Source organism: Polaromonas sp., from assembly GCF_041689105.1.
GTDB lineage: Bacteria > Pseudomonadota > Gammaproteobacteria > Burkholderiales > Burkholderiaceae_C > Polaromonas.
The window spans coordinates 1-22,221 of sequence record NZ_JBDNGU010000078.1; the positions used below are offsets into that span (position 1 = coordinate 1).

16 protein-coding genes are annotated in these 22,221 nt (G+C 63.2%); 5 read left to right on the plus strand and 11 right to left on the minus strand.

From position 1 onward, the window contains the following. Nucleotides 1–94 precede the first annotated feature (94 nt). Together ACESMT_RS07295 and ACESMT_RS07300 are read left to right on the plus strand one after the other, a co-directional pair. Complete coding sequence (locus ACESMT_RS07295) at nt 95–619, plus strand: fasciclin domain-containing protein (RefSeq protein ID WP_372825931.1); 525 nt, start codon at nt 95–97, stop codon at nt 617–619. A 455-nt stretch (nt 620–1,074) separates the two neighbouring features. Then, nucleotides 1,075–3,633, plus strand: a complete 2,559-nt coding sequence (locus ACESMT_RS07300; protein WP_372825900.1) for a DUF1631 family protein — start codon at nt 1,075–1,077, stop codon at nt 3,631–3,633. A gap of 99 nt (nt 3,634–3,732) precedes the next feature. Here ACESMT_RS07300 and ACESMT_RS07305 read toward each other — a convergent pair whose 3' ends face one another. The 3 genes from ACESMT_RS07305 to ACESMT_RS07315 all read right to left on the minus strand — a co-directional run bounded on the left by ACESMT_RS07305 (nt 3,733) and on the right by ACESMT_RS07315 (nt 7,976). Next, entirely contained in the window at nt 3,733–5,460 is a 1,728-nt protein-coding gene (locus ACESMT_RS07305; protein WP_372825901.1) for a 7TM diverse intracellular signaling domain-containing protein, read from the minus strand. Between the two features lie 151 nt (nt 5,461–5,611). Next, on the minus strand, nt 5,612–7,486 hold the full coding sequence (recQ, locus tag ACESMT_RS07310) for a DNA helicase RecQ (protein WP_372825902.1): 1,875 nt from the start codon (nt 7,484–7,486) through the stop codon (nt 5,612–5,614). 97 nt (nt 7,487–7,583) lie between these two features. Then, nucleotides 7,584–7,976 (minus strand): rhodanese-like domain-containing protein, encoded by a 393-nt coding sequence (locus ACESMT_RS07315; RefSeq protein WP_372825903.1) that lies wholly within the window; start codon nt 7,974–7,976, stop codon nt 7,584–7,586. A gap of 464 nt (nt 7,977–8,440) precedes the next feature. Here ACESMT_RS07315 and ACESMT_RS07320 point away from each other — a divergent pair, with 464 nt between their 5' ends. Continuing rightward, nucleotides 8,441–9,487, plus strand: coding sequence for a homocysteine S-methyltransferase family protein (locus ACESMT_RS07320; RefSeq protein WP_372825904.1), 1,047 nt, complete (start codon nt 8,441–8,443; stop codon nt 9,485–9,487). A gap of 575 nt (nt 9,488–10,062) precedes the next feature. Here ACESMT_RS07320 and ACESMT_RS07325 read toward each other — a convergent pair. The 5 genes from ACESMT_RS07325 to ACESMT_RS07345 form a co-directional block, all read right to left on the minus strand. Further along, nucleotides 10,063–10,794: a 5'-methylthioadenosine/adenosylhomocysteine nucleosidase gene (locus ACESMT_RS07325; protein ID WP_372825905.1), complete on the minus strand. Its 732-nt coding sequence runs from the start codon at nt 10,792–10,794 to the stop codon at nt 10,063–10,065. A gap of 79 nt (nt 10,795–10,873) precedes the next feature. Continuing rightward, complete coding sequence (locus ACESMT_RS07330) at nt 10,874–12,562, minus strand: long-chain-fatty-acid--CoA ligase (RefSeq protein WP_372825906.1); 1,689 nt, start codon at nt 12,560–12,562, stop codon at nt 10,874–10,876. Nucleotides 12,563–12,716: 154 nt separating this feature from the next. Continuing rightward, nucleotides 12,717–14,150, minus strand: a complete 1,434-nt coding sequence (locus ACESMT_RS07335) for an NAD(P)(+) transhydrogenase (Re/Si-specific) subunit beta (protein ID WP_372825907.1) — start codon at nt 14,148–14,150, stop codon at nt 12,717–12,719. A gap of 121 nt (nt 14,151–14,271) precedes the next feature. Beyond that, the gene (locus tag ACESMT_RS07340) at nt 14,272–14,580 is read right to left on the minus strand and encodes an NAD(P) transhydrogenase subunit alpha (protein WP_372825908.1); all 309 of its coding nucleotides are present in this window, start codon (nt 14,578–14,580) and stop codon (nt 14,272–14,274) included. Between the two features lie 48 nt (nt 14,581–14,628). Further along, entirely contained in the window at nt 14,629–15,744 is a 1,116-nt protein-coding gene (locus ACESMT_RS07345; RefSeq protein WP_372825909.1) for a Re/Si-specific NAD(P)(+) transhydrogenase subunit alpha, read from the minus strand. 146 nt (nt 15,745–15,890) lie between these two features. Between ACESMT_RS07345 and ACESMT_RS07350 the strand changes: the two genes are divergently transcribed. Continuing rightward, nucleotides 15,891–16,388: an NUDIX hydrolase gene (locus ACESMT_RS07350; protein ID WP_372825910.1), complete on the plus strand. Its 498-nt coding sequence runs from the start codon at nt 15,891–15,893 to the stop codon at nt 16,386–16,388. A gap of 37 nt (nt 16,389–16,425) precedes the next feature. After that, entirely contained in the window at nt 16,426–17,661 is a 1,236-nt protein-coding gene (gene mnmA / locus ACESMT_RS07355) for a tRNA 2-thiouridine(34) synthase MnmA (RefSeq protein WP_372825911.1), read from the plus strand. 100 nt (nt 17,662–17,761) lie between these two features. On the opposite strand, the gene ACESMT_RS07360 is transcribed toward mnmA, so the two are convergent. The 3 genes from ACESMT_RS07360 to ACESMT_RS07370 all read right to left on the minus strand — a co-directional run bounded on the left by ACESMT_RS07360 (nt 17,762) and on the right by ACESMT_RS07370 (nt 22,070). Further along, complete coding sequence (locus ACESMT_RS07360) at nt 17,762–19,507, minus strand: sensor histidine kinase (protein WP_372825912.1); 1,746 nt, start codon at nt 19,505–19,507, stop codon at nt 17,762–17,764. A 107-nt stretch (nt 19,508–19,614) separates the two neighbouring features. Then, complete coding sequence (locus ACESMT_RS07365) at nt 19,615–20,340, minus strand: response regulator (RefSeq protein ID WP_372825913.1); 726 nt, start codon at nt 20,338–20,340, stop codon at nt 19,615–19,617. Nucleotides 20,341–20,648: 308 nt separating this feature from the next. Further along, the gene (locus tag ACESMT_RS07370) at nt 20,649–22,070 is read right to left on the minus strand and encodes a MipA/OmpV family protein (RefSeq protein ID WP_372825914.1); all 1,422 of its coding nucleotides are present in this window, start codon (nt 22,068–22,070) and stop codon (nt 20,649–20,651) included. Between the last annotated feature and the right edge of the window lie 151 nt (nt 22,071–22,221).

The following is a 22,221-nucleotide window of genomic DNA, read 5'->3' on the forward strand; positions in this document are numbered from 1 at the left end:
AACCCTCAATCAACGATTCATTCAGGAGCCATTCATGAAAAAACTACTTGTTGCCGCCGGCGTTGCCGTTCTTCTCAGCGCTTGTGCCGGTGGCATGTCCGGTAGCGGCATGTCGGGCGGCCACATGTCCGGCGGCCCGTCGGTCATGGTCGGCGGCGCAGCCATGCTGCCGAGCCGGGACATCATCGACAACGCTGTCAATTCGAGAGACCACACCACCCTGGTCGCCGCCGTCAAGGCCGCCGGCCTGGTCGATACCCTGAAGTCGCCTGGTCCCTTCACCGTGTTTGCGCCGACCAACGCCGCTTTTGCGGCCTTGCCACCGGGCACCGTGGATTCCCTGCTCAAGCCAGAAAATAAAGCCATCCTGACCAAGGTGCTGACTGCCCACGTGGTGCCCGGTCGTCTGGACGCCGCTGCACTGAGCCAGCGCGTGATGGCCGGCAATGGCCGCGCCAACCTGACCACCGCCAGCGGCGACACCCTGGTGGTGACCACCAGCGGCTCCAATGTGATGGTGACCGACGAAAAAGGCGGTACCGCCATGGTGACCATTGCCAACGTGTACCAGTCCAACGGCGTGATCCACGTGGTCAACAAGGTGTTGATTCCCCAGTAAGCACGACGCCCCCTCCAGGTCCGCCTTCCGGCGGGCACCTAGGACAGTGCCAAAGCCACCACAAACTGCAACGGTTTGTGGTGGCTTTTTGCCAGGCTTGGCCCTGCGCCTGTTTTGGCGCCCAGCCGGGCCGGCGGCACCGATTGGCTAAATATTTGCGCCGACTTTGCTGCCAAATAGATAGCTGTCTGTGCCTGCCCACCATGGGCTACGCACCCATTTGCCCATTCATTCCGGCCCTGGCTTGCCGCCGGGGACAGCTCCTGCCGGTGGCCGCCTTACCCCTGCGGACAACAGCCACAGCGGTGAAAGTAGCGTCGTTTTTGCTCGTGGTGGCGTTAGAGATCGTTACAAGTTGCCCCGGCGCCTTCATCAGCACGCGGCCGGTTCGGCCCACACTGGCGGGCCGAGCCGACTGGATTTTTGCGAAAAAATTCACCTGATTTCTTACTGCTTTGTCACACAATCCGCCCCTCAGCCCGACACCCCAGGCCAGCGTTTACGAGCGCTGCCTGCAGCAGGCCGCCGACGCCGCCAGGCCCGCGCTGGCGCACTGCATCGACCATGCCGTTGTGGCGCTGCAGCTGGCGGAAACCCAAAGCATGAAGCTGGCTGAGCGCGACGAGCTGGGCCTGGCCTGGCGAGAGCTGCTCATCTACAAGGACCGCTGGTGCGCGCAGTACCCGCAGGATCTGCAGACAGCTTTCACCAGCGCAACCGCCCACGCCCTGGCCGTGCAGCCTCCGGTCGCCGCCGCGCGCCGCAACAGTCTGAACCTGGACATGTTTTCGCTGGTGGACAACGCCCAGGTGGAAAAAGGCATCGCGTCTTCCCGGCTGCTGCAGCAGGTGTTGCCAGCGGTCGGGCAGGTGCTGGCCGAGCTGGATGCCCTGATGAGTTCGGCGCAGGGCCTGACCAAGGTCAACCCGGCGTTCAACCCGGTGCGCCCCGAGGTCTATGCCCAGACACTTCGCGCCATGATGGCTGCCGCGCCAGTGGCGCCGGCGATCAGCGCACTGTGGGTCAAACACCTGGCTGAACCCCTGGGGCGCGAACTCAAACAGGTGTACGAAAAGCTGGTGAACCTGCTGGAGCTGGCCCAGGTGCGCGCCGCCAGCTACCGGATGGTGCCGACGCCAGCGGCCGCTGTGCGAAGCCAGAGAGCGGCAGGCGGCGGCGCGCACGTCAGCCCTGTGGGTGTCGGTTATGTGTCAGACGAACCGCTGCCCAGAACACCGTCGCAGTATGCGGACCTGTCCAACGACGAAACCAGGGACGCGCTGTTCCAGGACTTCCTGTTTCGCGGCGGCAGCAACACCAACCACAAGCTGGCGCCGTCGTACTACGCCACCATTGAAGAAGAGCTGATCGCGCTCAAAGCCGCACCGGAATCTGCGCCCGCGCCGCTGCAGGCGGGGCAGCGGGCATCGTCCAGACGCCAGGGCGATGCCGCCCACGATTACCACGGCACGCGCAGCGACCCGCGCCGCCCCACCCTGCCAGCAGGCGACACCGACGCAGACAGGGACACGACGGAGAACCCCTCGGGCATCATTGATGTGCTCAGCCAGCTCAGCTCGCAGGTCTGGGGTGTGTATGGACGCGCCCGCGAGCGCGCGCTGGTGCGCACGCAGCTCCAAAAGGACGCCACGCGTGTCGGGCAGGTGCTCGGCATGGAGGTGGTGCGCAAGCTGGTCAACCAGGTCGCGCAGGACCCGCGCCTGCTGGTGCCGGTACGCGAGGCGATCGTCGCGCTGGAGCCCTCGTTGCTGCGCCTGGCGATGGTGGACTCGCGCTTTTTCAGCGAGGAAAACCACCCCGGTCGCCGCCTGATGGAGCGTGTGGCGCAGCGCGGCTTCAAGTACAACCACAACGCCAGCCCCGAGTTTGAAATCTTCTTCGGTTCGGTGACCGGGACCTTCAATGCGCTCAATGCGCTGGACATCGCTGATGCCCGGCCTTTTGATGCGGCCCTGGGCGAGCTGCAAAACCTGTGGGACGCGCAGGACCGGCAGGAAAAGACGCAGGGCAGCAGCATGCGTCAGACCATGCAGTTTGCCGAAGAACGGCAAAGCCAGGCCGACCAGATCGCCTTCGACATGAGCATGCGCGCCGACCTGGACCACGTGCCGGGCGTGGTGCTGGACTTTCTGTTCGGGCCCTGGGCGCTGGTGATGGCGCATGCGCGCCTGACCGACACCCAGCGCCAGATCGACCCCAGTGGCTACGGCTCCCTGGTCAGCGACCTGCTGTGGAGCGTCAAGCCGCAGGTCACGCTCAAGCGGCCGGCGCAACTGATCGACATGATCCCCGGCCTGCTGGCCAGGCTGCATGCGGGTCTGGCCTCACTCGGGCAGGACCCGCGCGAGACCGAGGCGTTTTTCAGCACCATGGAAAAACTGCACCGGCCGGTGCTCAAGCTGCGGCGCGTGCGCAGCCGCCGCGATGCCGAGGAGTCGGACGCCGCGCCACTGGAAGTCGCGCTGGCCGATGCTCCGGACATGAGCGACATCCTGCCAGCGACGCCCGAGCAGAGAAAAGCCCGGGCCGCTGGTCAGCCCTGGCTGGCGCCGCGCGAGCTCGACGACGCCGGCTTTGAGGAAACAGTGCCCTCCGGGCCCGCTGAACTCGGAGAGCTCGACGAACTCGACGAAGAACTGGACAAGGGCCTTGCCATCCTGCCCACCGCTGATGGGGCGCTGCAGGAAGCGGACCCGGCCGGCGACACGCCCAGCGCCGAGCAGCTACTGCAAGGCCTGCGCGAAGGCAGCTGGGTGGACCTGCACTCCAAGCGCCACTGGTTGCGCGCCCAGCTGATCTGGGCCAGCACGCGCGGCACCCTGTTCATGTTTGTCAGCCACGGCGGCCAGCCCCATTCCATGACCAGACGCAGCTGCGAACGCCTGATCAACGAACGCCTGCTGCGGCCAGTGTTGACCCATGGCGTGGTGGCGCAGGCGCTGGACCATCTGGTGAAGGAGGCGGCGCCGGTGGATGAGGATGCCTCCACGTAAGGCTCGGCTTTCGATTGCTCATCTCGCCGCATGAGCGGCTTGTCTCAGATTCGGGGTGATGTTGGCAGGGCCCGATGCCCAGGCGCCCAACTCAAGCCATCAAAGCTGGATCATGCGGATCGCCTTGCGCGAGCCGTCATTCATTTCCTTGACCACGTGCAGCATGTCGGCCAGGCAGGCCTGTGCCTCTGCCTCCGTCCTGGCCAGCCGGCCTGGCTCCGCCATGTAGCCGATGGCGATGTGAAAAACCAGCGGGTCCGCGTCTGGCAACTCGCGGGAAGGGCGCAGGCCGCTGGCAAGTATTTTGGTCGCCACGTCGTTGACTGAGTCGCTGGTCATCGGGCCTTCCATCAGCAGGGCAAAGTGGCTGTCGCCGACACGCGCGACCGTGTCGGTGGTCTGTGCCGCTGCGCGAATGCGAGAGGCGGCCATCACCATGGCGCGGTCTCCTGTTTCCCGGCCGTGTTGTTGTTGCAGGGCGGCCAGGTTGGTCAGGTTGATGACCAGCAGCGCGCAGGGCTGCTGGTAACGCGCGGCCGTGCTCAGGGCCTGGCGCAGCTTGCGCACCAGCACCCTGGCCGAACCCAGCCCGGTCAGCGGGTCGGTGGTGCGCAAGGTGGTGGCGCGTGTCTCGGACTCGCGCCGCTGCGTCACGCGGCGCAGCAAACCGTAGAACAGGATGGGCGCTTCGAGCGCGGAGCCCAGCATAAGCGCGTTCTGCGTCAGAAAACTCGACGGCAATACGCCGAAATTGCGCAGCAGCGGAAACAGGGTGCCAAGCAAGACGGGCAAAAAACCCAGCGCGATCCAGCGCGCGTGGCGGTCACCCTCGAACAGGGACACACCCAACACCATTAACAGGACCACCATGCCAGCGCTGATCAGGATGTTGATGAGGGCAAAACTCTCAGGTGTCGGAAAGGCGGCATCAAGCAGGGCGATCACCGGCAGCAAAGTCATCAAGGCCACGATGAACCAGTCCAGGGCTCGCGAAAACCGCTTCGGCGTAATGACGGTGCGAACAAACCAGAGGGCCGCGGCTGCGGCGGCCAGCGGCAGCACGACGATGGCAATGTTGTTCAGCTCTGGTCGCTGCGGCCACACGTACAGCCCGGTCAACCCAGCGAATGCTCCCTGGGCGCCGGCAAAGGTAGCCATGTAAACGGCATAGGTGGCAAAACCCCAGTCCCGGTAGGCGGCAGCGTTGATCAAGGCCAACACGGTCACCAGTGCGGCCAGTCCGAAATAAATACCCAGCAGCAGATGATCCAGCTGACGTGCCGTGGTCACCTGCGCTTCGCTGACCGCGCGGGGCAATGCCGAGAACGGGATGCGGGCATGTTCGACGCGAATGTAATAACGGATGGTCTCGCCGACTTCGTGGCTGAGCGAGAGCACCGGGTATCGGCCGGGCTGCGCCCAGGCGCTGATGGGCAGACTGTCACCGGCTTGCTGCACCACCCACCGGCCCAGACGGTCCCGGTAATACAGGGTTATTTTGTCCACGCCCGACATGGGCAGCTCCAGCTTCCAGTGGACCTTGGGGTCCCGGATCACGGCGTCAAAACGCAGCCAGAGGGCGGCATTGTCAAGCTCGTGCGCTTGCCCGCTACGGACCGCAGTAAAAGGCAGGCTGCCAGCGCCGGCTTCTACTTTTTCCACCGGCGTCTGGCCGTGGCCATCGCGCCAGAACTCCAGCACGGACGCCATCCCGACCGGCCCGTTGCCGCTGCCCAGAATCAGCACTTCGGCAGCGCCTGCCGGACTGGCCAGCAGCGCGCTCAGCAGGCAAAGCATGGCCAGCGCTGCCCTGGCTAAAGCAGCCAAAGCTCCTGGGGTTGTGAATTTTTTATAGGCTTCCACCGGCGAGTATTGTGCAGCAGGCGCTCCCAAAACGAGGCGCCGGCGGATTACCGGGGCCGCCGGCTTGACTGGCGGAAGGCCGGAAAGCGTTATCGCCGATGAAGATGCCGGCCGGTCACGACGGCGCGGCACAAACGCGCAAGACCTCGCGGCCGTACGCTTCGAGCTTTTTGGCGCCTATGCCGCTGATACCCTCGATGTCCCCAATGTTTTGCGGCGCGCGCTCGGCAATGGCGCGCAGGGTGGCGTCGTGAAAAATCACAAAGGCCGGCAGGTTGTGCTCGCGCGCCACTTCAGCGCGCCAGGCTTTCAGGCGCGCCAGACGCTCCAGCGCACCGGTATTGAGCGCCGCTTCGGCCAGGCCTTTGACCGAGGTCTTGACGCTTTTTTTGCGGCGCTCGCCGCTGCCGCCCAAGGCCTGCTCGCGCAGCATCAGGCTGACCTCGCCCTTGAGCACCTGGCGCGCCTCGGGCAACAGCTGCAGCGTGTTGAAGGCATCCGGGTCCACCCGCACCATGCCCTTGGCGATCAGCTGGCGCAGCACACCGCGCCACTGCACTTCGGCCAGGTCCGCGCCTATGCCGAAGGTGCTGAGCTTGTCGTGGCTGTGCTGCAGCACTTTTTCGGTGGTCTTGCCGCGCAGGATGTCCATCAGGTGGCCGGCGCCAAAGCTGATGCCGCTGGCCTGCTGCACGCGGTAAATGCAGCTGAGCATCTTGCGCGCGGCTTCGGTGGCGTCCCATACAACGGGCGGCGCCAGGCAATTGTCGCAATTGCCGCAAGCCTGACTGTCTTCGCCAAAGTAATGCAGCAGGCTGACCCGTCGACAGCGTGTGTCTTCCGCCAGGGTCAGCAGCGCATCGAGCTTGCCGCGCATCACCTGCTTGAACTCCTCGCTGGCCGCCTCGCTGGTGTCTATCATGCGGCGCTGGTTCACCACGTCCTGCAGCCCATAGGCCATCCAGGCGTTGGCCGGCAAGCCGTCGCGCCCTGCGCGGCCGGTCTCCTGGTAATAGCCTTCGATGTTTTTCGGCATGTCGAGGTGGGCCACAAAACGTACGTCGGGCTTGTCGATGCCCATGCCAAAAGCGATCGTGGCCACCATCACCATGGCTTCCTCGCGCAGAAAGCGGTCCTGCCGCTGCTGGCGCAGTGCGCTGTCCAGGCCGGCATGGTAAGCCATGGCCTTGAGCCCCGCGTCCTGCAGCATGTCGGCGACTTCCTCGACGCGCTTGCGCGACTGGCAATAGACGATGCCGGCCTCACCCGCGTGTTCGCTTTCGATGAAACGCAGCAGCTGGCGCGTGGCCTCGGTTTTTTCGACGATGGTGTAACGGATGTTGGGCCGGTCGAAGCTGCTGACAAACTCGCGCGCATCTTCCAGCTTCAGGCGCTCGATCATGTCCTGCCGCGTCAGCGCGTCGGCAGTCGCCGTCAGCGCAACACGCGGCACGTCGGGAAAAGTCTCGTGCAGCAGGCTTAAAGACCGGTACTCGGGCCGGAAATCGTGGCCCCACTGGCTCACGCAATGCGCCTCATCAATGGCAAACAGGCTGAGCAGGCCGCGCTCATGCAGCGAGCCCAGCAGGCCCTTCATGCGCGGCGTGTTGATGCGTTCGGGCGCGGCGTACAGCAGCGTCAGCTCGTTGCGCAGCAGCTGTTTTTCAAGCGCACTGCTTTCTTCCTGGGTCTGGGTGGAGTTCAGAAAAGCCGCCGCCACGCCGGCCTCATGCAAAGCGCCGACCTGGTCATGCATCAGCGCGATGAGCGGCGAGATCACCACCGTCACCCCATGGCCAGCGTTTTGCCGGGCAATCGCCGGAATCTGGTAACACAGGGACTTGCCGCCGCCGGTCGGCATCAGCACCAGCGCGTCGCCGCCGGCGACCACATGGTCCACGATGGCCTGTTGCGGGCCACGGAAGTCGGCATAGCCGAACACCTGACCAAGAATGTCCAGCGGGGTGAGGGGAAGCGGGGTGTCGCGCAAGGGAAGGGGTCAGGAACGGGGTGTCAAGTTGCTATAAAAACAATAGCTGTTAGCGCTCGCAGGATAAGGGCTGGAGGCCGATTTCATTAAAAACTGGCTACATCTGCTCCCACGGCAGGCCGTCAAAACGCCAGCCGCTCAGGGTGGAACGCTGGAACTGCTCGTCAAGCTCGCCTTCGAAACCATGCACCACGTTAATCACTTCGGTAAAACCCGCCGCTTCCAGCGCCTGGCCCGCTGCCAGCGTGCGCTGGCCCGAGCGGCAGATCAGGAGCACCGGCTGCACCTTGTTGCTGGCTTCGCGCCCCACCGCCAGAGCGAACTTCTGCGCGTCGGGGGTCAGGTCGGGGTATTCGTACCAGGGCACGTTGACCACGCCGGGCGGCCGGCCCACGTAGAGCGACTCGATTTCCATGCGCACATCGACGAACAAAGCGTCAGGATGCTGCTGCAGGTAGTCCCAGGCTTGTTGGGGTTGGAGGTGTTTCATGGTCGGATTCTGGACTGAGGCCATATTGTCGGGGGTAAATGGGGCCCCCACGCTTTTCACTTCGTGTAATGCGCTGCCCCCCGAGGGGGCCGCTGCGCCTGCGGACTGGCGAAGCCAGATCCGCGGCCCCGGCTGGTGTGAAGAGCCCCCACGCTTTTCACTTCGTGTCATACCAACTTGCCTTCGAAAGACAAGAAATCGGGTTGCGGCATGGGCAAGCCACGACAGGGTCGGTGGGGCGCTCGGCGTAGCGAAATCAAGGAGGAGGCCGCAGGCCGGGGGACATTCGCGGAGCTGAGTGCCCCGTCGGCCAGCGCCCGCCCATAAAGTGACGCTTATCCAGATGATTGAATACAAAACCGTATAAGGCGCTGCCCCCCGAGGGGCGCTTTTTTCCTTGGCGCGGCCGGGCGGGAAAACTCTGGCAAGTTGTGCGCCGATGGTCGTCACCCTAAAATACAGTCATGAAGCAAGCCACCTACACCCGCGGCGCGGCGCTGCCCGCCATCCTGGAAAAACGTATCGCTGTCCTGGACGGCGCGATGGGCACGATGATCCAGCGCTTCAAGCTCAATGAGGCGCAGTACCGTGGCGAGCGCTTCAAGGACTTTCACAAGGACGTGAAGGGCAACAACGAGTTGCTGAGCCTGACGCGCCCGAATGTCATCCAGGACATCCACGAAGGCTATCTGGCGGCTGGCGCCGACATGATAGAGACCAACACCTTTGGCGCGACCACCGTGGCCCAGGCCGACTACGACATGGCTGATCTGGCGGTGGAGATGAACGTCGAGTCGGCACGTATTGCGCGCGCCGCCTGCGACAAGTTTTCCACGCCCGACAAACCGCGCTTTGTCGTGGGCGCCCTCGGCCCCACGCCCAAGACCGCCAGCATCAGCCCCGACGTCAACGACCCGGGCGCACGCAACACCAGCTTCGAGGAGCTGCGCAAGGCCTATTACGAGCAGACGGAAGCGCTGGTCCAGGGCGGTGCGGACGTTTTGCTTGTCGAAACCATTTTCGACACGCTCAACGCCAAGGCCGCGCTGTTTGCCATCGACGAGTATTTCGACAACAGCGGTGAGCGCCTGCCGCTGATCATCAGCGGCACCGTGACCGACGCGTCCGGTCGCATCCTGAGCGGGCAGACCGTCACGGCTTTCTGGCACAGCATCCGCCACGCGCAACCCCTGGCCGTCGGCCTCAATTGCGCGCTGGGTGCCACGCTGATGCGCCCTTACATCCAGGAATTGGCGCGTGTGGCCGGCGACACCTACATCAGCTGCTACCCCAACGCCGGCTTGCCCAATCCGATGAGCGACACCGGCTTCGACGAAACGCCTGATGTGACCTCGCGCCTGCTGCGCGAATTTGCCAACGAAGGCCTGGTCAACATCGTCGGTGGCTGCTGCGGCACCACGCCCGAGCACATCGGCGCGATTCATCAGGCGGTCGAGCCGATGGCGCCACGCAGCATCCAGCGCGGGTTCTTCTACAAGGAAGCGGCTTAGAAGGTTGTCATCCCGGACTTGATCCGGGATCCATGTGGGATGACTCGTGCTGTGCGGTCTGCCAGCAAGCCGGGGGTTGCCCGGCAGCAACTCACTTTCTTTTTGCGTCGCCAAAAAGAAAGTAAGCAAAGAAAAAGGCGACCCGATGGTCTGGGTCCTTCCGCTTCGCTCCAGGCAACCTGCGGTGCTCGCCAAAAGCGGGGTCTTGCTCGAACTCGCTTCGCTCAGACAATCGCAAGCCCTGATCCGCTTTCGGCTGCGCTCCTCGGCCCAGCCCGACGGGTGGAGGAGCGAAGACAAAAGACAACACAGACTCCCATCCGGAGTCCCTGAAGCGCGAAGCGCTTCAGGGACGGGAATCCCAAGCAGCAGTCATGTTTGCACGCGAGCCCAGCGCACGCGGCCAAATGAGGCTCCCTTCTCTCGCCCAGCGGGGCGAGGGAAGGGCGGGGGGTTGGGAGTGGGGAGTTACGCCTACTGTCCAAAGCGAACCGGGGACGCAGCGTGACGCAAACATGACTGGTGATCAAATCCGTCTCCAGCCCATGTCTGACGGGCGCAAGCAGCTACTGTTTTTATAGCAACTTCAAGAATTCCCGGATGATCGCTTGCGCATACAGGCTGGCCACGTCTTTGACGAAAACCGGAAAATCCACGTGTGCCGCGTCGTCGGCCCGGTCAGAAACCGTGCGCACCGCCGCGAACGGCACACCGTAGTCAAAACACACCTGCGCAACGGCAGCGCCCTCCATTTCCACGGCCAATGCCTCGTGCCCGCCGCCTTGCAGCGCCAGGCGCAAGGCCCGTGACTCCCGGGCACCAGAGATAAAACGGTCGCCGCTGGCGATCAGGCCCCGGTGCAGCAGGGTGGCGGCCGGTAGCGCCAGGCTTTCCAGACCGGCACGGCTGGCCTGCAGCAGCAGTGCCGTCAAGGCAGGGTCGCAGGCAAAACGGCTTTGCCCGTAAAACGGCACCTCGTAACGTGGAAAAAGCGGCGACACGTCGAGGTCATGCTGCATAAACTCGGTGGCCACCACCACGTCGCCGACCTGCACGCCCTCGCCCAAGCCGCCAGCCACACCGGTGAACAGGATGCGGCCGACCTTGAAGCGCTCGATCAACGCCGAGCTGGTGGTAGCGGCCGCCACCTTGCCGATACGCGACAAAGCCAGCACCACCGATTGGCCGTGCAGGCGGCCCTGCCAGAAGTCGCGCCCGGCATGGCTGGTTTTTTGCGGCTGTTGCAGCAAATCGAGCAGGCCTTGTTGCTCTTCGGCCAGGGCGCTGAGAATGGCGGTGATGGTCATGGCCCGAAGTTTGCCGCAAACTGCGACGTCCCCATAAAAAAAGCGGCCGAAGCCGCCTTTTTTCAGTCTCGCGCCAGACCTACTTCTTGTCGCGCAGTTCGCGGCGCAGGATTTTACCGACCGGTGTTTTTGGCAGTTCGGTGCGGAACTCGATCACCTTGGGCTGCTTGTAGCCGGTCAGGTTGGTCTTGCAGAACTCGCGGATCTGCGCTTCGGTCAGGTCCGGGTTCTTCTTGACGATGACAAGTTTGACGGCCTCGCCGGACTTGTCGTCAACAACACCGACGCAGGCGCATTCCATCACGCCATCCATGCCCGACACCACGTCTTCGACCTCGTTGGGGTAGACGTTGAAACCGCTGACCAGGATCATGTCTTTTTTGCGGTCCACGATTTTGAAGAAGCCACGCTCGTCAACGGTGCCGATATCGCCCGACTTGAAGTAGCCGTCGGGCGTCATGACCTTGGCGGTTTCGTCGGGACGCTGCCAGTAGCCGGCCATGACCTGCGGGCCCTTGATGGCGATTTCGCCGGGCTGGCCGGGTGGCACCTCGTTGCCGTCATCGTCGAGCAGCTTGAAATACGTGCTGGGAATTGGCACGCCGATGGTACCGGTGAAGGTTTTGCTGTTGGTCGGGTTGCAACTGGCCGAAGGCGAAGTCTCCGACAGGCCATAACCCTCGCAGATCGGGCAACCGGTCTTTTCAAGCCAGAGCTTGGCCACCGAACCGGTGACGGCCATGCCGCCGCCCAGCGAGACTTTCAGGTGCGACCAGTCCACGGTGTTGAAGTCCGGGTGGTTGGCCAGGCCGTTGAACAGGGTGTTGACCGCCGGGAAACTGTGCACCTTGTGTTTGGCCAGCTCCTTGAGCACGGCCGGCAAATCACGCGGATTCGGGATCAGGATGTTTTTGCCACCGGTGCGCATGCCCAGCATCATGTTCACCGTGAACGCGAAGATGTGATATAGCGGCAGTGCGCACACATACACCGGCTGCACGCCAGCAGCCATGGACGCCATCGCAGGTTGATTCCAGGCTTCGGACTGCAGCACGTTGGCAATCACGTTGCGGTGCAGCAGCACAGCGCCTTTGGAAACCCCGGTGGTGCCGCCGGTGTATTGCAGCACGGCCACATCATCAGGCTTGATGTCAGGCCGCTTGAGCGTGCCGCGCGTGCCCTGGGCCACCGCGTCGTTGAAGCGCACCGCGCCCGGCAGATTGAAGGTCGGCACCATCTTCTTGACGTTGCGCACCACGTAGTTGACGAGCGCGCCCTTGAGCATGCCAAGCTGGTCGCCCATGGCGGCCAGCACCACATGTTTGACCGGCGTATTGGCAATGCACTGCTCCAGCGTGCTGGCGAAGTTCTCGATGATGACGATGGCCTTGGCGCCAGAGTCCTTGAGCTGGTGTTCGAGCTCGCGCGGCGTGTACAGCGGGTTGACATTGACCACCACATAACCGGCGCGCAGGATGGCGGCTACCGCCACAGGGTACTGCGGCACATTGGGCATCATGATGGCCACGCGGTCGCCTTTGGCAAGACCCAGGCCCTGCAGGTAAGCGGCGAACGCCTGCGACAAGCTGTCGGTCTGGCCGAAGGTCACTTCCTTGCCCATGAAGCTGTAAGCCACAGCCGAAGCATTTTTAGAAAAACTTTCTTCCATGAGCGCCACCAGCGACGCGTACTGCGATGCATCAATGTCGGTGGGCACGCCCGGGGGGTAGGCGCTGAGCCAGGGGCGGTCTAGGGTAGATGCATTCATGCTTGTCTCCAGATAACGATTGAACAACTGGCCGGATTTTCATGGCGCACCCTCTGCGGGGCTATTGCGTTTTCCCTAGGAAATCAAAAAAACAGGAGGACGAGCCCTCTAATTCCTGTTATTCAGGCGGTACAAAGTGTTATCTGCCCGCTTCTCACTCAATGGCCTTGCCCATGTCCTCGATCACCTTTTTGGCATCACCGAAGACCATCATGGTCTTGTCCATGTAAAACAGCTCGTTGTCCAGGCCGGCATAACCTGCGGCCATGGAGCGTTTGTTGACGATGACCGTCTTGGCCTTGTAGGCCTCCAGAATCGGCATGCCGTAGATCGCGCTGCCCTTGACATGGGCCGCAGGGTTGACCACGTCGTTGGCGCCCAGGATGATGGCCACGTCGGCCTGGCCGAACTCGGCGTTGATGTCTTCCATCTCGAACACCTGGTCGTAAGGCACCTCGGCCTCGGCCAGCAACACATTCATGTGGCCCGGCATGCGGCCGGCCACCGGGTGGATCGCGTATTTCACGCTGACACCGCGGTCGATCAGTTTTTGCGCCAGCTCCTTGACCGAGTGCTGCGCGCGTGCAACCGCCAGGCCATAACCCGGCACGATGATCACGGTTTCGGCATTGCCCAGGATAAAGGCTGCGTCGTCGGCCGACCCCGACTTGACCGGGCGCTGCTCTTTGGCGCCAGCCACTGCCGTACCGGCCTCGCCGCCGAAACCGCCCAGGATCACGTTGAAGAAAGAGCGGTTCATCGCCTTGCACATGATGTAGGACAGGATGGCGCCCGACGAGCCCACGAGGGAACCGGCCACAATCAGCATCGCGTTGTTCAGCGAGAAACCGATGCCGGCCGCAGCCCAGCCCGAGTAGCTGTTGAGCATGGACACCACCACCGGCATGTCAGCCCCGCCAATCGGAATGATGATCAGCACACCCAGCACAAAAGACAGCGCCAGCATCGCGAAAAACGCCGTCCAGTTGCCGGTGAGCATGAACACCAGGCCAAATGCCAGTGTGGCAATGCCCAGCACCAGATTGAGCATGTGCTGGCCCGCAAAAGTGACCGGCGCGCCCTGGAACAGGCGGAACTTGTACTTGCCGCTGAGCTTGCCGAAAGCAATCACCGAACCGCTGAAGGTGATCGCGCCGATGGCCGCACCGAGGAACAACTCCAACCGGTTACCGGCCGGAATCGCCGCCGTGGGCAGGCCTGCGGCCACAATGCCGAAGGCGTCCGGCTCGGCCATGGCGGCCACCGCGATGAACACCGCAGCCAGGCCGATCATGCTGTGCATGAAAGCCACCAGCTCTGGCATCTTGGTCATCTCGACACGCTTGGCCATGAGGGTGCCGGCGGCACCACCGACGACCAGCGCGCCCAGCACATAGACCATGCCAGCAGCCTTGCCGCCGGAAATTTCCACAATCAGCGCGCCCGTGGTCAACACGGCGATCGCCATGCCCACCATGCCGAACAGGTTGCCGCGGATCGAGGTGGTCGGGTGCGACAAGCCCTTGAGTGCCTGGATGAAACAGACCGAGGCCACCAGGTACAGCAGCGTGACGAGGTTCATGCTCATTTTGATGGTGCCCCCACGCTTGTCGCTTTGCGTACTGCGCTGCCCCCCGAGGGGGCTGGCCTTGCTTGGGGCGGCCCGGCGCGGCGGCCGCTCCCTGCTAATTCTTCAAAGCGAAGTGAGTTCATTTCAATACCTCTTTTTTTTCCTTCTTGCGGAACATCTCCAGCATGCGGCGCGTCACCAGGAAGCCGCCGAAGACGTTGACCGCAGCCAGCGCCACGGCCAGCACGCCCATGGTTTTGCCCAGCGGCGTGACCGTCAGCGCGGCGGCCAGCATGGCGCCCACGATGACAATTGCAGAAATCGCATTGGTCACCGCCATCAGCGGCGTGTGCAGGGCGGGTGTGACGGTCCAGACCACGTGGTAACCCACGTAGATGGCCAGCACAAAAATGATGAGGTTGATGATGGTGGGTGACACGGCATCCATGGTCTTGTTCTCCTGCTAGGGCGGCGTGGCCGCCTGCCCTGAAAGTGGTTATTTCTTTTTGACTTCGCCAGCCTGCGTCATGAGGCAAGCCGCCACGATGTCGTCTTCGAGGTCGATGGTGAGCGCGCCTTCCTTACCAACAATCAGCTTGAGGAAATCCAGCAGATTGCGGGCGTAGAGCGCGCTGGCATCGGCGGCCACCAGCGCCGGCACATTGGTCTCGCCGATCAGGGTGACGCCGTGTTTGACCACGATCTTGCCGGGCTCGGTCAGCGGGCAGTTGCCGCCTTGCGGCGCGGCCAGATCAACGATCACGCTGCCCGGCTTCATGGCCTTGACCATGTCCTCGGTCACCAGCACCGGCGCGGGGCGGCCGGGGATGAGTGCGGTGGTGATCACGATGTCGGCCTGGGCCACGCGTTTGGCGACCTCGGCTTTTTGCCGCTCCAGCCAGCTCGGCGGCATCGGTTTGGCGTAACCACCCACGCCGACGGCGGCTTCACGCTCCTCGTCGGTCTCGTAAGCGACGTCGATGAACTTGCCGCCCAGCGACTCGACCTGCTCCTTGACGCTGGGGCGCACGTCGCTGGCTTCGATCACCGCGCCCAGACGCTTGGCCGTGGCAATGGCCTGCAGGCCAGCCACGCCGACGCCCAGGATCACCACGCGGGCGGCCTTGACGGTGCCGGCGGCGGTCATCAGCATCGGGAAGAAACGCTGGTAGGCGTTGGCTGCCATCATCACCGCCTTGTAGCCGGCGATGTTGGCTTGCGACGAGAGCACGTCCATGCTTTGTGCGCGGCTGGTTCGCGGCGCGGCTTCAAGCGCAAACGAAGTCAGCTGCGCGCCCGCCAGGCGCTGCAGACCAGCCGCATCGAACGGATTGAGCATGCCGACCAGCACCGTGCCGGCTTTCGCCAGCCCGATCTCGCTGTCCAGTGGGCAGCGCACTTTGAGCACAATGTCGCTGGCATAAGCGCCGGCGGCATCGGTGATCTCTGCGCCCACGGCGACATAGGCCTCGTCAGGCACGCTGGCGGCCACGCCCGCTCCCGTCTGGATGACGACCGTGTGCCCTTGGGCCCTCAGTTTTTTGGCCGTCTCGGGCGTGACGGCGACGCGTGTTTCCCCCGCCGTGATTTCGGCCGGTACCCCGATTCGCATGGGTGTCTCCTCGTTGCGTGTAAGTAGTTCTACGTGAAATTCAAGCTGTCGGCTAGCTTACATGAGTTTGCCGCTGTTTTGGCCCTGCGGTAACCACGGCGGTACAGCCCGACCGTCCCGCGCGAGACGCACCGGATAATGCGCGCATGAAACCACGATGGAAACCCAGCGTCACAGTCGCCGCAATCATTGAACGCGATGGCAAATTCCTGCTGGTCGAAGAACACACGCAGGACGGCCTGCGCCTGAACAACCCGGCGGGCCATCTGGATCCGGATGAGAGCCTGGCACAGGCGTGCAGGCGCGAAACGCTGGAGGAAACCGCCTTTCATTTCACACCCAACGCGCTGGTCGGTGTCTATATGTCGCGCTTCGAGCGGCAGGTAAGCGGCCAGGCGGACCCGCTGGACATCACCTATCTGCGTTTTGCCTTTTGCGGCACGCTGGGCGACGAGGTGGCCGGGCAGGCGCTGGACGAAGGCATTGTGCGCACCCTGTGGCTGAGTCCCGACGAAATCCGGGCCCGCGTCCCCTTACACCGCAGCCCCTTGCTCCTGACCTGTATGGACGACTACCTGGCCGGCAAACGTTATCCGATTGACCTTGTGACCACCGACCCCAGCGTGTACGCTGCAAAACCCTAGCCCTGACGGATAGAGCCTACCCGCCTAAAATTCGGCCATGAAAAAGCAGCGCATTGTTGTCGGCTTGAGCGGGGGCGTGGACTCCGCCGTGACCGCACACCTGCTCAAGGCCCAGGGGCACGAGGTTGTCGGCATCTTCATGAAAAACTGGGAAGATGACGACAACGGCGACGACGACAGCAACTACTGCTCGTCCAACATCGACTTCGTGGACGCGGCCGCTGTGGCCGACGTGATCGGCATCGAGATCGAACACGTCAACTTCGCCGCCGACTACAAGGACCGGGTGTTTGCCGAATTTTTGCGCGAGTACCAGGCCGGCCGCACGCCCAACCCTGACATCCTGTGCAACGCAGAGATCAAGTTCAAGGCTTTTCTGGATCACGCCATGCGCCTGGGCGCAGAAAAAATTGCGACCGGGCATTACGCCAGGGTTCGCCGCGTTGCGGCTCCCTCTGGCTCCATGCCCTTTGGGCATATTGATGAATCCCACGCGACCGCGCGGGATAGCGCCCGCCCCTTCGATGGACACTATCAGTTGCTAAAGGGGCTGGACCCGGCCAAGGACCAGAGTTATTTCCTGCACCGCCTCAACCAGGCCCAGCTGTCGAAAACGCTGTTTCCGGTCGGCGAGCTGAAAAAGACCGAGGTGCGGCGCATCGCCGACGAGATCGGTCTGCCGAATGCAAAAAAGAAAGACTCGACCGGCATCTGCTTTATTGGCGAGCGGCCTTTCCGTGATTTTCTGAACCGCTACATCGCCAAGGCGCCGGGGCCCATAAAAAACGACAAGGGCCGCGTGCTGGGCGAACACGTGGGCCTGAGTTTTTACACCCTGGGCCAGCGCCAGGGCCTGGGCATAGGCGGCGTGAAGGCGCGTGGCGCCGAACTCAAGGCGCTGCAAGCGCAGGGCCAGCGCGGTGCCGGTGAACACGCGCCCTGGTTCGTCGCACGCAAGGACATGGACAGCAACACCCTTTGGGTGGTGCAGGGCCATGGGCACCCGTGGCTGCAGTCAACGGTGCTGCAGGCGCAGGACTGCAGCTGGGTCGCCGGCGCGCCGCCCGCCGCAGGGGCCATGGCGGCCAAGACCCGTTACCGCCAGCTTGACGCCGCCTGCGAGCTGGTCGCGCCATCGGCCGTCCAGGCCGAACTGCGGTTTGAAGCGCCGCAATGGGCCGTCACCCCCGGCCAGTCGGCCGTGCTGTACCAGGGCGAGGTCTGCCTGGGCGGCGGCGTGATTGCTTCGAGCAACGTGCAGAACCTGCACTGAACGCCTCCTGGGCTGATTTTTCCAATCAAATCGGGCTGCAGCCCTTGTTGCATATGTGCAAGCAGCTACTTTTTTAGTAGCAATTACGGCGCGCCCAGGCTCAGGGTATGCGGATTTCCACCACCGTACGGCCGGGCTGGCTGGTGATCGAAACCGCCACACCAATCGCTGTCGCACGTTCGCGCATGGACAGCAGCCCCTTGCGCGGCGGCAAGGCGGCGTCGAAGCCGCGTCCGTTGTCGACAATGCGCAGGCGGATGCCGGCCCCGTCCATTTCTGCTTCGATCGCAAGTGTGGTCGCGTGCGAATGTTGCAACACGTTGGACAGCGCCTCGAACACCATGAACTGGATCTGCCGCATGGCATTGGCGTCCACATGGGGCACCGGCTCCAGCGCGCCCACCACCCATTGCAGCTCGATGTCCGACGCCGCAAAACGCGGCTCCAGCCGGTAGCGCAGGTTGGCGAGCAACGACGCGATATCACCCGGCGGCAGGTGCATCGCGTCGATGGACAGCTTGAGCTGGTCCAGCGTGTAACGCAGTGTCTGCAACACGTCATCGGTCGTGGCCTTTCCCGACTGTAACTGGCGGATCGCGGTGCTCAGGTGGGCACCCACGCCATCATGCATGTCGCGCAAGATGCGGGTGCGCTCGCTGACACGCTCCTGCTCGCGCGCCAGCTGCTCGACCTGGCGGTAGCTCTGATTGAGCTCGCGCTCTTTTTCGGCAACGCGCGCTGACAGATTGATCATCAGGTCCCTTGCCTGCGCGCTCACCTCGCGGAACCGGCTAATCACGATGTAGGCCAGGGCCAACCCGAACAGAACCGACGAATACCGCAGCAGTGTGTTGTCGGCGTATGAGGGACTGATCCGGAACACAAACCAATCGCGCAGACCCACTGCCATATTGACGATCAACGCGGCCGCGACCACCCGATGCGAGGCCGCAGCGCGCCGCGCAGCCTGCCAGCAAAAGACCGCGACAAATGCAACATACGGGACAGCGTACAGGCCATACCAGGCGGTCAGTACCCGCGGTTCCGAAAATCCAAGCGCCCACATTGCCAGCGGGATCCCGAGGATCAACAGGCCCCAGGTGACCCGGTTAAACCAGATCGCAGCCTTGCGCTCAGCCCAACCCGCCACCAGAATAAAAAAACTGCCCATGCAGCTCAACCAGCCGCCCAGCGCGAGCGCCGTGACGACGCCCCACCAGGGCCACATCAGGGGTGGTTCTTCAATCAGCGCATCACTGATGCGTAAGGTCCAGAACAACTCGGCCAATCCACCCAACAGGTAAAGCGGGTCTCTGGTAAAGCCGCGTTTGGCGTCAGGTGTGGTCTGCGTCAACCACAGCGCCAGCGCCACCAAACCCACTACGAAACTGAGCACCATCACAACCAGCGTCCCGGTCGCGCGCCAGGCGTAGTCGTTGTTGTAAATGCGCCTGATCTCCTCGTCAGGTCCGAGGATGAGGGCGGCCAGCCCGCCACGTCGGCCAATGTCGGTGCGGACGTTAATGCGAAATTGGTTGCGGTCCTCAAGCTGGTCGGCAGCTATCGGAATCAACCTCGGTACCTTGGCATAGTCGCTACCGTTGGGCTGGGTCAGACTCCCGTTTTTTGCAAGCAGGTTGCCATTGAGCCAGACTTCGTAAGCATTGCCAAGCCTTGGAATGTAGACAGCGTAGGCGTCGGCCAGCGTGGCGGGCCGTTCAAACTCAATCACAAACGAGGCAGCCCCGGCTTTGCCTGGGTGCAGGCGGTCCCAGTGATACGGCAGGATGACATCTTGCTGCGTGGCCACGCCATCGATAGTGACCAGGGCCGCTGCCTTGCTCAATGGCAAAACCGCTGACCAGCATGCAGTATGAGCCATCACGCATGCAATCAGGCACGCCCACAGGCGCAGCCCGAATGGCCAGTGCAGACACGTTGCACGAATCGGCATCAGCGGCCAGATGTGGGCGGCTGGAGCAGACCCAATCGGGTCGCTTCGTACACCGCTTCGCTTTTTGAGTGCACTGCCAGCTTGGTGTAGAGGTTTTTGATATGCGACTGCACCGTGTGCACGCTCACGCCTTTGAGTTTTGAAATTTCCCCATAGGAGAAGCCGCGGGCGATCAGCTCAAGGACTTCCTGCTCGCGGCCCGACAGCAACGCCCGGCCATCCGGCGCGTGCTCGCCAGCGCTGGCCGAGCGCTCGTCGGGGGCTGGGGTTACGGCTCGCTGATCGATCTGGTGCAGGGCACGGTATTTGGCCAGCACGCGGCGCGCGATCATGGGCGAGATCGGCGAGGCCCCGGCCTTCATCTCCAAAATGGTGTGCGCGATGTTGCCAGGCGTGAAGTCTTTGTGGATGTAGCCCAGTGCACCGGCCTCCACACTGGACAGCACGCTGTCTTCGTCGCCGAACATCGAGATCACCAGCGCCTCGCAAGCCGGCTGCACCCGCCCGGCCAAGCGGATCAGATCCAGACCGTTGCCATCGGGCAGCGCCAGATCGGTCAGCAAAATGTCGATGCCCTGGCTGGCGTCTTCTATCAGTGCGCGCGCCTCTTCGAAGGTTCCGACACCCGCGACCAGATGCAGCTCATGGCTGCGCGACACGCTGTCGGCAAAAAAGTCCCGGGTTGGAACATCGTCTTCAACAATCAATACACGCCAGAGGGCCATAGGCGGGGGTTTGATCTTTGGTTTTGGCTGCATGGCAGCTGATGATAAGTCGCGGTGCTGTACGTGGATATCTCCAACGCGGCGGCCAGCGGGGAAGCCGCAGTTTCAACATTTGCCGCCGTGCGCACCATCCCCGGTTTATGGGGTGGAAACCCGTCAGCGCCTGGGAATAGGGATCATATTGAGCTCTAGCCCTTATTCCATATGCATAGTTAGCTATCAAACTTATAGCTATTTATCCGCGCCTGATGCTTGGAAAGCGCCGCAGGGGACTTGTTCAGCGCTTCCTTAACTGAACAGCATTGTCTTTAGAGCACGGTTTCCAGATAGGTGTAGATGTAGTTGGAGCCGCCGTTGACGTTGCCCAGCAGCCGCGAGGCGCCGAAGATGCCCGAGCGGTGCGACACGCCGAAACCGAGGTAGGTGTCTTTCAGTGCCCGCGAGCCGACCAGATCGCCCACGCTGAAGTCAATGCTCGGGTCCAGGTAGGTGAGCAGCCGCGAGGTCTGCCGCCCACGCGCCGCCTGGCTGCTCGACTCGGTGTAGGGCACACGTTGCGCGAGCGACACCCCGATGCCCAGGCCGAGCCGGGTCTTGACCCGCTCGCTCCACGGGAAGCCGTAGTAATAGGCCTTCATGAAGGCATCGACCTGCACGCCGTTTCGTGCCAGGCCACGGTCGTCGTGCTGCAGCAGGCCGACGTAACCCACGATGTCCAGCGGCCAGTCATTGAGCTGCTCGACAAAGGGTTTGCCGATCTGCACACCCGCGATGCGCGTCGAGTTGACCTTGGCGGTGGAGGCGCAGGTCAGCGTGATGATCTTGGCCAGGTGGCAGCCGTCCGCAGTCGATTTGCCATAAAGCACTTTCAGGTAGGTCGGTGAGGTCTCTTCGGCCCAATGGCCCTTGTACGTGCCGAAGTCATAGGCGGCGCCGACAAACACGCCGGTCTGCGCCGAACTGCCGACAATCGGGCTGGCCTTGATCCTGCCGTCGAGCACGGTCCGCGTGACACCACCCAACAGCCGCCAGCCATCGCTCAAGGCATAGGTGCCGTACAGCGCCAGCGTGGTGTTGATGCCGCTACCGGGCTCATAGGCGGGTCTTGTGGCGGTGGCCTCACCGGGCCGCACGCCGTAGTAATAGTTGTTCAGCTTGGCGCTGCGCGCCGCCACCGTCAGGCTGGGCCGCAGCGCGAACCGCCCGGAACGCCATTCGTAGCTGTAAGACAGGCGCAGCTCATTGCCCTTTGAAAATCCGGCGGCATCATGCAGAAACTCGGCCTGCAGCGTGCCCCAGGACTGGCGGTAACGGTAAGCCACGCCGGTGTCCAGGCCGGAACCACGCTCAGACATGCCGGCCAGGGCAGGAGGCGTACGGTCATCGGCATGGCCTTCGAAACGCTGGTCCAGGAAGAGGTCGACGCGCTGGCTGCCATCATCGAGCAGCTTCAGGCCGGCGCGGCTGCCGTGCAGGAACACGCGCTTGCCTTCATAGAGATACAACGGCAGCAGGTCGTAACGCGTGCCACCGCCGACATACGGTGACTGCTCGGCGCGCACAGCGAAACCCAGCCCCGCACTGCCGGGCGCGCCCAGCAGGTCGCTGAGGGGCTCGGTATTGGCATGCGCTGGCGCCAGGGCCAGCCATCCGGCTGTCAACAAGGCAGCGCCCAGCCAGGGCGAGCGGCGGCGGGTCATGGGGTTTTTTGAGTCGGGGATTGGGCTCATGGCGGCGCCTCCTGGTTGGCAGAAAGTCATCGTAGCCAACAACGCGATGTTGCAGTCGTCGGCGCCTGCAAACAAGGCAAACGCCTACACCGCGCCAAGGCACCGGTTGACAAAAAACGTTGTTTAAAAATGCATCTGCCCGGCCCGCGAG